This is a genomic window from Streptomyces sp. NBC_01716 (assembly GCF_036248275.1).
In the GTDB taxonomy this organism is placed as follows: domain Bacteria; phylum Actinomycetota; class Actinomycetes; order Streptomycetales; family Streptomycetaceae; genus Streptomyces.
The window spans coordinates 8162528-8175224 of record NZ_CP109181.1 but is presented as its reverse complement, the minus strand read 5'-3'; the positions used below and the strand labels follow the sequence as shown (position 1 = coordinate 8175224).

Below are 12697 nucleotides of genomic sequence, written 5' to 3'. Positions count from 1 at the left end.
CGCGGCACCCCATGGAAACAGTTTGTTTCGTCTGTTCCGTTCCTTGGAATTGGATGCAATACTCCCCACATTGCTTTTGACCCAGGCCCGAAACCGGCGTAGCTGGTCAGTCCCCGAAGGAACCGAATGATGAATACGTCAAGGAGCAGGACCACCTGGCGACCAGGTGTCGTCCTCGTGGTCGCGCTCGTCTCTGTGCTTGCCGCAGCGTGCTCGTCCTCGGGGACGAGTGGCGAGGCCGACGACGAGCTGAAGATCATCGTCCCGTCGGCGCCCGCGTCGTGGGACACCCGGCAAACAGCCTCGCAGACGCTGGCCGCGCAGCTACTGGTCAACGAGCCGCTGATGACCTACCAGAGTGATGGCTCAGTGGTTCCCAACCTCGCCAGCTCGGCGACCAACCCGTCGCGCACGGTCTACGAGTACACGCTCCGGAAGGGCGTGACGTTCTCCGACGGCAGCCCGCTCACCGTCGACGACGTCAAGTTCTCGTACGAGCTGCACAGCGCCGACGACTCCACGTCGTACACCGCGGCCGCGTGGTCGCAGGTCGACAGCATTGAGATCAGCGGCACCGACAAGATCGTGATCACCCTGGCGGCACCGGACCCGCAGTTCCGCTACACGATCGCCAAGGTCGGCATCGTCAGCAAGGCGTATTACGAGAAGCACGGAGACACCGTCGGCACCCCCGACGTGCCGCAGATCGGCACCGGCCCGTATGTGTTCGACCGGTTCGCCCCCCAGTCCAAGACCACCCTCGTCGCCAACGCCGACTACCGAGGCGACCCGCCGCGCTTCAGCAGCATCACGATGGAGGTGGCCAAGGACGACGCGGCGCGCGTGGTCGCGCTCCAGACCGGGGAGTTCGACGGGGTCGTGAACCCGCCGCTGAGCCAGATCGGGTCGTTCGAGGACCTCGACGGGTTCACCGGGCAGGAAGCGTCGGACCTGGCCATCTACCGGGTCAACTTCGACACCGAGAAGCCCCCGTTCGACGACGTCCACGTGCGCCGGGCCATCATGCACGCGATCAACCGTCCGGCACTGGTCGACGGCGTCTTCGGCGGCCGGGCCGCGCTCGCCTCGACGCTGGTCCCCGAGCCGATCATGGCCGCAGCCGGTGATCCCACCGAGGTCAAGCAGGCCTACGCGGCGCTGGAGTCCGGTCTGGCGTTCGACCTCGACGCCGCTCGTGCGGAGCTGGCGCAGTCGAGCCGGCCGGACGGTTTCGCCGTCGAGATCCCGGTCGACCAGGGCGATCCGAGCCAGTCGCTCATCGCCCAGACCATGGGACAGGACCTCGCTGAGATCGGCGTGACGGTGAAGGTCAAGGCGCTCGACCAGCAGGGTCACGGTAACGCTGTCTACTTCAAGCACACCGCGGACGGACTGTCGGTCGACTCGTGGAACGGTGGCACGCCCGATCCGCTCAACATCCCGAAGAACGTCCTCACCCCCGGCCTGTTCGGCAACGCGGCGCGATACGACAACTCCGAGGTCACGGCGCTGCTCAGCGACTACCAGAAGCTCGACATCGAGGACCCGACCCGGGTCCCGGTGCTGATGGAGGCGCTGTCCACCACCGCCACCGACCTGCCGATGGTGCCGCTGCTCACCCCGAAGGTCTACGCCTTCTTCCGGGACGGCATGGCGCTGGAGGACTTCGACACCTTCTGGTACATGACCCGCTGGACCGAGAACCTCACGTCATGAGCCAGGACCTCATGACTCCGGCAGTCGCCCCCCAGCGGTGGGTGATCCCACCGCTGGCGCGGATGATCCTGCAACGGCTGGCCGCGGCGATGGTCGTGCTGTTCGTCGTCACGATCCTGATCTTCGCCTTCATCCACGCGGCTCCGGGCGGGCCGGAGCAGGCGATCGGAGGGCGGGAGGCCACTCCCGAGCTCCTGGAGGCGATCCGCGACGCAAACCACCTCAACGACCCTCTGTGGCAGCAGTACGTCAGCTTCGTGACGTCCCTGCTGCAGGGCGACCTCGGCACGTCGTACACGCGCCGCGAGCCCGTCTCGACCTCGATCGCGACGGCGGCGGGGGTGACGATCCCGCTGCTCCTCGCCACGTGGGTGCTGTCGACCGTCATCGGCGGGATGCTCGGTCTCTACACGGCGCGCCGCCAGGGCAGCCGTGCCGACCGGGCCGTCATCGGGTTCACCGTCGTCGGCGCGAGCTCACCCGTCTTCGCGACCGGTGTCCTGCTGTCGTACGTCTTCGGGGTGGAGCTCGGCTGGTTGCCCACCCTGGGCGCCGGGGAGGGCGGACTGGACACCGTCACGCACCTGATCCTGCCGGTGCTCACGACGACCATCGTGCTGATGGCCTCCACCACCCGCTTCGCCCGGATCCGGTTCGGGCAGGTCCTCGAAGAGGACCAGGTGACGTTCGCCCGGTCCAGAGGGCTCTCGTCGCGCTACATCATCCGCACGATCGTGCTGAAGAACTCCGGCGTCCAGATGATCACCCTGGCCGGCGCGGTCCTCGTCGCCATGACGGGCGGACTGGTCGTCGTGGAGCAGGTGTACGGCCTGCAGGGCATCGGCACGCTGCTGATCACCGGCATCACGATGCGCGACATCCCGGTCGTGCAGGGCGTGACGCTCGTGGTCGCCGTGATGGTCGTGGTCATCAACCTCGTCGTCGACATCCTGTGCTTCGTCATCGATCCCCGGCTGCGCAAAGGTCTGGAGACTCCCTCATGACCAACGCCAATGTGTTGACCGGCGGACGGGTCTCCCCGTGGCGCCGTTCGGCTGGACGACTCAAGCTCCCGGTCACGGTGGGCATCTCGATCGTGTTCATGGCCCTCGCGGTGATCTGCGTGATCGCCCCGTTCGTGGCGCCGCACGATCCGGCGTTCATCGATCCGGCGAAGTCGTTCCAGGGACCGAGCCTCGACCACCTCCTCGGCACCGACCAGCTCGGCCGCGACATCGCCTCAAGGATCATCGCGGGCGCCCGGACCGCGGTCCTCGCGCCGCTTGCCATCGCGGCGGGCGCGGTGCTGATCAGCACTGTCCTCGCGGTGCTGGCCGGATACGCCGGCGGACGGGTCGACGCGGTGATCGGACGAGTGAACGACGTCCTCTACTCGATCCCGTCGTTGACCGTCGCGATCGTCATCGTCGGTGTCGTCGGCGGAGGCTTCACGCTGTCGATCGCGGTGCTGACGGTGTTCGGCCTGCCGAGCAACATCCGCCTCCTGCGCGCCGCGGTCCTCGAACGGGTGAACCTCCCGTACATCGAGGCCGCCAAGATGTCCGGGATCTCGACCCCCAGGATCCTCCTGACGCAGCTGGTGCCGGCGATCAGCCCGCTCATCGTGACCTCGTTCTTCCTCCAGGTCACCTTCGCGATCGTCGAGCTGTCGTCGCTGTCGTTCCTCGGGCTCGGAGTCGCGCCCGGCTCTCCCGACTGGGGTCTGATGCTGGCCGAGAACCGGTCCGCGCTCTCGTCGAACGTCTGGGCGGCGGCCGGACCAGGACTGTCCCTTGTCGCCCTCGCGGTCTCCGCCAACCTGATCGGGGACTGGCTCTACACGAAGTACGAGAAGGCGGGTCGGTCACGATGAACAAAGTGCGGAGCACGACTCCGGCGGTCCCGGCCATCCGGTCCACGGGCCTGAGCGTCGTCGGCCATCGAGCCGGCCGGCCGGTGTCGATCACCGACGACGTGAGCGTCCAGGTCGGTGCCGGCGAGTCCATCGCAATCGTCGGAGAGTCCGGCAGCGGCAAGTCCATCACGGCACGGGCCATACTCGACCTGCTGCCGCGAGGGCTGGACGCGAAAGGCGCGGTCGAGCTCAACGGCGAGCTCCTGGTCGACCTGAGCCGCCGGGAGGCGCAGCGGATGCGCGGCGGCGAGCTGGCGTTCGTGATGCAGGACCCCTTCACGATGCTGAACCCCATCAGCCGTTGCGGCGAGCAGATCACGGCCAAGCTGCGCGGCGAGAACGGGAGGCGCCTCTCGTCACGGGCGAGGAAGGAGCAGGCGCGGGCCCGCCTGGCCGAGGTGGGCATCGCCGACCCGGCCGTCGCCGACCGGTATCCGTTCGAGCTGTCGGGCGGCATGCGCCAGCGCGTCGCGATCGCCGCGGCCATCGCCGAGAACCCTCGGGTCCTCATCGCCGACGAGCCCACGACCGCGCTCGACGTCACCACGCAGAAGGAGATCCTGGAGCTGCTCAGCAGACTCCGCGACACGCACGGGCTGGGCCTCATCCTGATCACCCATGACCTGCGCGTCGCATTCTCGGTCTGCGACCGCGTCTACGTCATGTACGCCGGCGAGATCATCGAGACCGGCCGGCCCGACGACCTGGTCGCGGCTCCGCGACATCCCTACACCGCCAACCTGATCCAGGCCGACCCCCCGATCGACCGCCGCCTGGCGAGCCTGGCGAACATCCCGGGCTCCGTCCCTGCGCCGGGCTCGTGGCCGCCGGGCTGCCGGTTCGCCCCGCGATGTCAGTGGGCCGCGCCGGAGTGCGCGGCCGCGCACCCGCCCCTGGAGGCCGCCGGCTCCGGTCATGGCGTGCGGTGCGCCCGCGCCGGCGAGATCGCACCGGACCTGGTCGCGGCCCTGCGCCGGGACCGGCGGGCGGTCGTCACGCCTGCGCGTGCCGACGACGGATCGGCGCCGATCATCAGCACCCGGGGCGCCCGGCGCAGCTACGGCGACAAGGTCGCCGTAGCGGGCGCGGACGTGGACGTCTTCCGGGGCGAGAGCGTCGGGCTGGTCGGTGAATCCGGCTCCGGGAAGACCACGCTGGCGCGCATGATGGTGGGGCTCACCCGGCCCACGTCCGGCGCGATCCGCGTGGCCGGTGTCGACCTCGCCGCCGCGCGGGTCTCCAAGGCCGGCTGGAACACGGTCCGGTCCACGGTCCAGATGGCGTTCCAGGACCCCTACTCGACGCTGAACCCCCAGCGCTCGGTCGGCTCGGCCCTGCGCGACGGTCTCCGGCTGACCGACAAGGCGGACGTCCCGCGCCGTATCGACGAGCTGCTCGAACGCGTGGGCCTGGCAGCCGGCTATGCCCGCCGCATGCCGGCGCAGCTTTCGGGCGGCGAACGGCAACGCGTCGCGATCGCCCGTGCGCTGGCTCGCGACCCCCAAGTGGTGGTGTGCGACGAGGTGGTGTCCGCGCTCGACGTATCCGTCCAGGCGCACATCCTCAACCTGCTGAGGGAATTGCAGGCCGACCTCGGCCTCGCGTACGTGTTCATCACCCATGACCTCGCGGTGGTACGGCAGGTCACCGACCGCGTCTACGTGCTCAAGGACGGCGCGATCGTCGAGCACGCCGCCACCGAGACGGTCCTCGACGACCCTCAGCACCCCTACACGCAGCGGCTCATCGCCTCGATCCCGCACGTCGAGTCGATGACCCGCTGATGGCACCCACACCAGAAAAACAACAGAGAGGTCAGCCATGACAGTTCAGACGCCACCGCAAGTCGTCGTCGGCGCGATGCAGGTCGCGTACACCGAGTCGGGCACAGGCGAGCCGCTGATACTGGTGCACGGCGGCGAGAGCGACCGCACCCAGTTCACCGCCCTGCGGCCGTTCCTGGGAGCCGGCATCCGCGCCATCTCCTACGACCAGCGTGACACCGGCGACACGGTCAACCCCGGCGACCCGTACACGATCGACGATCTGGGCACGGACCTGGCCGACCTGGTCGGCGCTCTCGGATACGAGCGTGCGCACCTCTTCGGCACGTCGTACGGCGGCATCGTCGCCATGCACGCGGCACTGGGTCATCCGGAGCGGTTCGCCAGCCTCTCGCTGGCCGCCTGCGCGCCGAACGCCGACTTCGGCGGGCCGGGGATGGCGACCCTGCTCCAGCTCGATCCGGAGGAGCGGCGCGGGTTCATGGTCGACATGCTCATCACGCCCCGCGGCCAGGCCGACGACCCGGGCCTGCTCGACCGCGCCCGAAGCGTCCTGGCTCCCCGGACGCCCGAGCAGAACGCCCGGCGCATGGCGGCTGTCTCGACGCACGACGTCCTCGATGCGCTGGCCGGCCTCAGCGTGCCGACCCTGCTGATCCATGGCACCGACGATCCGCTGATCCGCGTCGAGGCGGCCGAGGAGATGGCCCGGCGGATCCCCGGCTCGCGCCTGGAGCTGATCGACGGCGGACGCCATGGGATCGCCACCGAGTTCCCGCAGTTGGTGGCGGGGGTCGTTCGAGAGTTCGTGCACGGACGGCCCGCCGGCCGATGACCCCCCGACCGCCGATCGCCACCTCGACCATCTCACGGAGCAGACGATGAATCACGCAGCACCTCGAACAGCCCTGATCTCGGGCGCCAGCATCGCCGGCCCGGCGCTGGCGTTCTGGCTGCACCGCTACGGCTTCGACGTCACGGTGGTGGAGCGCTCGGCGGCCGTGCGGGGCGGCGGGTACAACATCGACATCCGCGGAGCCGCGGTCGACGTCGTCAAGCGCATGGGGATCTACGACGAACTGAAGGCCGTGCGAACCCCGCCGCAGACCATCACCTTCGTCGACAAGGACGGTCGCGAGATCGCGTCGATCAACACCGTGGACTACGTGAGCCAGGTCAACCCTGAGGACCTCGAGATCGCCCGGGGCGAGGTCACCACCGTCCTGTACGCCCACACCCGCGACGACGTGGAGTACGTCTTCAACGACTCGATCGCCACCCTCGACACGCACGACAGCGGGGTCGACGTGACGTTCACGCGAGGAGCTCCGCGCACCTTCGACATCGTCGTCGGGGCCGATGGCATCCACTCGAACACCCGCCGGCTGGTGTTCGGCGAGGAGAGCCGGTTCAGCCGCTACCTCGGTTACACCGTGGCGATCTTCACCGTCGACGGGTTCAGGGCGGAGCCCCAGCGGTCCACGATGTACAACGTCCCCGGACTGACAGCGGCGTTCGGCCGGACGACGCCCGGCGGGCCCGGGCAGGCATTCCTCGCCTTCCGGCAGGACGACCCCGACGCCCTGCGAGAGACCGACTTCGACGGGCAGTGCGACCTCGTGGCACGCGCCTACCGGAACGAGGGCTGGCGGATCCCCGAGATCGTGACGGCAATGCGGTCCACCGACGACCTCTACTTCGACAGCGTCGGGCAGATCCGGATGGACGAGTGGAGCAAGGACCGGGTGGCGCTTGTCGGCGACTCGTGTTTCGCACCGGCGTTCCTGTCCGGCCAGGGCACGAGCATGGCGCTGATCGGCTCGTACTGCCTGGCCACGGCCCTGGCGAACAACGCCGACCACACCGCGGCCTTCGCCGAGTACGACCGCGCCTGCCGGGCCTTCATGGTGAAGTCCCAGGACCTGGCGCTGAGCGGATCGCTGACGGTGCTGCCGGCCACCGAGGAGGCCCTGCTCCGGCGCAACGAGGTGTTGCGGGGGCTGTCCAGCCGCAGGCCCGGCGGCGGCGACCTGGGGGCGGCGACGCGCGAGGCCTCCAACGCGATCACCCTGCCGGAGGTCGCGGACGCCGCCGACCGCGCCAGCGGTTGAGGCCGGCGGCGTCGACGCCCATGGCGCTGTTCCCGACCGGCGGCGCCTCGGCCCTGCTCGGGGCTTGCCCGGGCGCTCGATGCCGCTGGTCTGCCACCGTTCCTGCCAGGTCTTTCCCGGCTGGTCCCCCACCCGGTCAAGCACCATGACGATGCCGTGCTTGTGGTTCCGGGCCGGGAAGCGCTGCTGAGCGGCCATCGCGCGGGTGAGTTGAGGCTCCATTCCAGCGGCCGGAGTGCTATGGAGCGTCGGGGACGTCCGGGCGATCGGTGGGGCCAGGGTGCCCACCGGGCTGAAGCAACCCCGCTTCGAAGACGGCGATGACGAGTTGCCCCCGGTCACCGGCTTCCAGTTTGCGCATGGCGCGGTTGACGTGGGTCTTGGCGGTCAGCGGTGAGATGAACAAGTGGGCGGCGATCTCGCTGTTGGTGAGCCCCTGGGCCACGAGGACGGCGACTTCGCGCTCTCGATGGGTGAGGGCGGCCGCCCGGCGGACCCGCTCGGCGTTCGTCTCGGGTGTCGCGTGAGCTGCGGCCGTCTCCGGTTGTGCGGTGTGTCTTACGAGGGCGCGCGCAGCGGCAGGGGAGAGAGTTGATCCGCCCTCGGCCACGTCGTGGGCGGCGGCCAGGAGTTCGGAGGGTTCGGCGGCCTTGCCGAGGAAGCCGTCGGCGCCGGCCCGGATGGCAGCGACGACGTGGGCGTTGGAGTCGAAGGTCGTCAGTACGAGGATGGGGACCCGGGAGGTGTCGGGATCGGCCCGGATCCGGCGGACGGCTTCGACTCCGTCGACTCGGGGCATCCGAAGGTCCATGACCACCAGATCAGGGCGATGGCGCCTGGTCAGCCGGACGGCTTGGGCACCGTCCTCGGCCTCGTCCACGACCGTGATGGTGGGATCTGTCTCCAGCAGGGCACGCAGGCCGGAGCGGATCATGGCCTGGTCGTCGGCCAGCACAATGCGGATCATGGCTGTTCACCTGTGATGTCGGGGGGAACACCGACCGGGTTCTGCCCCTCCGTGACGTCGAGCGGAAGTACGACACGGACGCGGTGGACTCCCTCGAGGTGGGTCACGTCCAGCTGCCCGCCCGCCGCGAGAACGCGCTCGCGCATCCCGATCAGCCCGAAGCCGCCGGCGCTGCGTGCCGCGTGTGAAGAAACCCGGTTGGTCACGAGGAGCGCCAGTTGGCCGTTGTCGACGTTCAGCGTGAGGCTCGCTCGTCCGTCGCCGTGCTTGTGAGCGTTGGTCAGTGCTTCCTGTATGACCCGGTAGAGGCCCAGATCGACAGCCGGCGGCAGCGAGGGGGGCAGCGTGGCGATCACGTCGCGGATGCCGGACGTGCCGGTTCGGGAGCCGACCTGTTCCTCGACGTCTTCGTCGAGTACAAGTCCGGCCCGCTGGACCCGGTCCAGCAGGTCCGGGATGCCGGCGGCACCGCGCATCGGCGCGTCGAGCACACCGTCGGAGCCGATCTCCTGGGTACGCAGGACTCGCAGGACGTCCTGCAGTTCGTGCAGCACCTCGCGGACCGAGGACTGCGCCTCAGCGAGGGCGGTCCCGGCCACTTTGGGATCGGTGTGGAGCGTGGTACGGGCCAGACCGGTGTGCACCCCGATCACCGCGATGTGGTGGGCGACGCTGTCGTGCAGATCGTGAGCAATCCGCAGGCGCTCGGCCATTACCCGATGCGTGATCTCCTGTTCTTGGCGCAGGCGTTCACGGCGATTCCATTCCGCGCGCGCCGCCGTGTAGTGACGCTGGGTCTGGAGGTAGAGACCCGTTCCCGCGGTGGCGGCGGTGAGCCCGAGCAACCCGAACTGCGCGGGCGCGAACCATACACCGTCACCTGTGGGCGCGAGGGCCTCGGCGCACATCACGGCGGCCATCAGACCGGCTGTCGCGAGCACCTCACCGCGGGGCCGGCTGAGGGCCAAGCGGAACAGCAGAAGGTGCGGGACCATCCACATGCCCCACGGGTGCGGGTCAATGGCCAGGGCCGCGGTGAGGAGAACAGCGGCCGCGGCGCTGGTGCGGGCGTAGCGGGCGGGTAAAGCCAGGCCGACTGATCCGGCACCGAGGAGGGAGAGGGCGAGCGGAGAGGCTCCGGTTGCGATCTCGGCGGCGGCGACGGTGATCTGAAGTACCAGCCCGAAGGCGGTGGCACCCCACCACAGTGGGTCCGGGCGCCGGGCCGGGTCCGTACGCGTCATGTCGCCCTCCCCCGCCCTCATCGGTCGTTCCGGCAGATGGTCACGACGATACCGGGACCGAAGAGGCCTCTTCCGGCTTCGCCGGGGCATGGGAGCCGTCGTGGTCGATGGTCGGCAATAGCCGGTCGAGCCGGCCGGGCAGCCACCACGCACGCTTCCCGGCCAGCACCAGTACGGCCGGGACAAGCACCATCCGAACGATCAGCGCGTCGGCCAGCACCCCGATCGTCAGGGCCAGCGACATGGAGGCAACCAGGGTCAGCGCCCCGCTGAGGAGGAAGCCGGCGAAGACAGCCGCCATGATCACCGCGGCGGCGACGACGATGACGGCCGCCCGGCGGAAGCCGTCGACCACGGCATCGACGGGTGAGAGTCCCCGACGGTATGCCTCCTGAATGCGGGAAACCATGAACACCTGGTAGTCCATTGCCAGCCCGAACAGTACGCCGGTGACGATGAGGGGCAGCATCGCTGACAGCGGGCGGGCCTCGGCCAGTTGCACCAGATTGCCGGCCCAGCCCCACTGGAACACGGCGGTGGTCACCCCCAGAGCGGCGCCGAGGGAAAGGAGGAATCCCAGCGTTGCCAGCAGCGGGACCAGCAGCGACCGGAACACGAGTACGAGCAGGAGCAGTGAGAGGCCCACGACGCAGAAGAGATAGACGATGAGCCCGGTGCTGAGCTGGTCGGTGGCATCGATGTCGACGGCGACGGCACCGGTGACCGAGACGGTGGCCGCGTTCTGGCCACCCTGCGTCTTCCTGATCCGGTCGGCAAGTTCCCCCGTTCCCGGGTCTGTTGGACCGTATCGGGAGACGACTTGGATATAGGCATCCGTGTCGTCCTCGTCGGCCACGGCGGATGACACGGAGGCCACTGCGGGGTCGGTGCGCAGCGCTTTCGCCGTCTCATCAGCCGTGCGGGCTGCGCCGTCTCCTTCGACCAGCAGAATCAGTGGATCCTGGGACCCTGCACCGAAGGCGTCGGTCACCAACGTGTACGCGGCCCTGCGAGTGTCCTTGGGATCCTCACCGCCCGGTACCAGCAGCTCGGTCGACATCGACACAACGGGAATGCTCAGCACACCGAGCAGGGCGATCCCGCCGAGCAGCCCAGCGAGCGGTCGACCGGTGACAAAATGCGCCCAGGAGGCTACGAGGCGCCCTGGGCTGTGCGTGAACTCGCGGGGATGGGCCGGTCGCTGTTGGGCGCGCTGCTCGCGGCGGGGAAGAAGTCGGTGTCCCAGAGTACTCAGGACGGCCGGCAGCAGGGTGATGGCGACGGCGATGGCGACCGCCACCGCGAAGGCACCTGCCAGGCCCATCTCGGTGATGAAGGGGATGCCGACGACGGTGAGTCCGGCCAGGGCGACGAAAACGGTCGCTCCTGCGAAGACCACCGCTGTCCCGGCAGTCGCCGCGGCCCGGGCCGCGGCGTCCGGCACCGTAAGACCCGCCCGGAGTTCATCACGGAAGCGGGCCATGATGAACAGGCTGTAGTCGATACCGACCGCCAGGCCCAGCATCACCGCGAGGATCGGGGTGGTGCTCTCGATGCCGGAGCCCAGCGCCGAGTACCCCAGGATGCCCAGCACTCCGACGGCCACGCCGATAAGCGCGCTTCCCATGGTGGCGCCGGCGGCAGTGAGCGTGCCGTAGGTCAGCACAAGGACGAGCAGCGCGACGAGCGCGCCGACGATCTCGGTCGGCCCGAGGAGCTCCGGCTCGCCGCTCGCGAGCTCGCCTCCGATCTCCACCTGGAGGCCGACCGCCCGAGCCGGTTCGCCCGCCGCCAACAGCTCCCTGGTCATGGTTTCGGCTCGCGCGTCGTCCAGGCCGACAGCGGCCAGCATCGACACGGCGACCCGGCCGTCCGGCGACACCGTCTCAGCAGCCCCCGCGTGTTCCCCGCGCTCTCCGGACTTCGCGGGTGCCGAGAAGGGATCACTCGCGGCAGTGATACCGGGCACTTTCCCTGCGGCGACGACCGAGGCGCTGATCGCGCGGGAAGCCACCGGATCGGACACATTCCCCCCCTGCCGTGCGGCGAACACGAGTTGCAGCGACGCCTCGCCTTTGGCCTCAGCGGTCTCGGGGAATTGCCGGTGAAGCGTATCGAGGGCGGTCGCCGACTCCGAGCCGGGAATCTCAAAGCCCGAGTCGGAGGACTTCACCCCGCCCAGAGTGAGCGCGAAGACGGCACCCAGTATCACCAGCCACGCGGCAGCCACAGCTCCCCGGTTCCGGGCGCTGAACGCGCCGATTCTCTCCAGTACAGCTGACATAGGACATCCTCGCGACAGACGACGGCCGCGCGCTGACGGCAGTCGGACACGCGGTGATGGACGCTGCCCAGCTTTGTCGCGACCGTGAAGACGATCGTCGCGCTCCCGCAGTACAAGGGAACGCGCGGGTACTGCGCTCGCGGTAAAAGCGTCTCGATCCGGCTCTGAACCGTTCCAGGACGCTGAAGGTGCCTCTTTCGCTGCCCGCGAGGTACCTCCGGGATGACGCGCAGGCATCGTCGGCCCCATCGCCGCCCTGGCCCGCGAGCACGTCGCAGCCGACGAAGGTGACATGCTGCCCGCGGTCAGATCACGCTTCACCGCCACGCACCCGGCCGCTGCCCTGAACTCGGCCCAGCCGCCGCTCTCGCCCAAGGTGAGCACCGGTGTTCCAGTTGATCGACGAGCAGAGCACACATGTGATTCGCCTCTCCGATACGCCCTCACCTCCCGTCTCAGCGAGGCCCTAGGGCGTGTTTGAGAAGTAGCGTCGTCCGCCCACTGGGCGGGGCCCACGGCGTCTGGTGCGTGCGATCGCAAGGCGGAGGATCAGCCCCGTAGATGGACCGGACGTACTTGGATGACTCCGACAACGCGGCGAGCGCGCGTGCCAACGTCGTGGGCCAGACGGGACTTCTAAAACACGCCCCAGCCGCTGAAGGGAACGCCTACTCAG

The 12697-nt window shown here is 69.1% G+C and carries 9 protein-coding genes; 6 read left to right on the top strand and 3 right to left on the bottom strand.

The window, feature by feature from the left end; all coding sequences use genetic code 11:
* The first annotated feature begins 129 nt into the window (after positions 1-129).
* From OIE74_RS36300 to OIE74_RS36275, 6 genes are read left to right on the top strand one after another with little or no spacing between them, the layout of a single operon-like run.
* A complete protein-coding gene (locus tag OIE74_RS36300; protein WP_329391442.1) occupies positions 130-1716 on the top strand; it encodes an ABC transporter substrate-binding protein in 1587 nt (528 codons plus the stop codon).
* Positions 1713-2720, top strand: coding sequence for an ABC transporter permease (locus tag OIE74_RS36295; RefSeq protein WP_329391440.1), 1008 nt, complete (start codon positions 1713-1715; stop codon positions 2718-2720). Before OIE74_RS36300 ends, OIE74_RS36295 begins: the two co-directional genes overlap by 4 nt.
* Positions 2717-3589, top strand: coding sequence for an ABC transporter permease (locus OIE74_RS36290; protein WP_329391438.1), 873 nt, complete (start codon positions 2717-2719; stop codon positions 3587-3589). The genes OIE74_RS36295 and OIE74_RS36290 overlap by 4 nt, the downstream gene beginning before the upstream one ends.
* Positions 3586-5415 carry a dipeptide ABC transporter ATP-binding protein gene (locus OIE74_RS36285; RefSeq protein WP_443076322.1) on the top strand — a complete coding sequence of 610 codons (1830 nt, stop codon included), beginning with the start codon at positions 3586-3588 and terminating at the stop codon, positions 5413-5415. Before OIE74_RS36290 ends, OIE74_RS36285 begins: the two co-directional genes overlap by 4 nt.
* Positions 5416-5452: 37 nt before the next feature.
* Positions 5453-6250 (top strand): alpha/beta fold hydrolase, encoded by a 798-nt coding sequence (locus OIE74_RS36280; RefSeq protein ID WP_329391434.1) that lies wholly within the window; start codon positions 5453-5455, stop codon positions 6248-6250.
* Positions 6251-6296: 46 nt separating this feature from the next.
* Positions 6297-7526 carry an FAD-dependent monooxygenase gene (locus OIE74_RS36275; protein ID WP_329391432.1) on the top strand — a complete coding sequence of 410 codons (1230 nt, stop codon included), beginning with the start codon at positions 6297-6299 and terminating at the stop codon, positions 7524-7526.
* Positions 7527-7764: 238 nt separating this feature from the next.
* On the opposite strand, the gene OIE74_RS36270 is transcribed toward OIE74_RS36275, so the two are convergent.
* Genes OIE74_RS36270 through OIE74_RS36260 form a run of 3 tightly spaced genes read right to left on the bottom strand, consistent with a single transcriptional unit; the run spans position 7765 to position 12021 of the window.
* Positions 7765-8493 (bottom strand): response regulator transcription factor, encoded by a 729-nt coding sequence (locus OIE74_RS36270; RefSeq protein ID WP_329391430.1) that lies wholly within the window; start codon positions 8491-8493, stop codon positions 7765-7767.
* Positions 8490-9737, bottom strand: coding sequence for a sensor histidine kinase (locus tag OIE74_RS36265; RefSeq protein WP_329391428.1), 1248 nt, complete (start codon positions 9735-9737; stop codon positions 8490-8492). Before OIE74_RS36265 ends, OIE74_RS36270 begins: the two co-directional genes overlap by 4 nt.
* Before the next feature lie 40 nt (positions 9738-9777).
* Entirely contained in the window at positions 9778-12021 is a 2244-nt protein-coding gene (locus OIE74_RS36260) for an MMPL family transporter (protein ID WP_329391426.1), read from the bottom strand.
* Positions 12022-12697 lie beyond the last annotated feature (676 nt).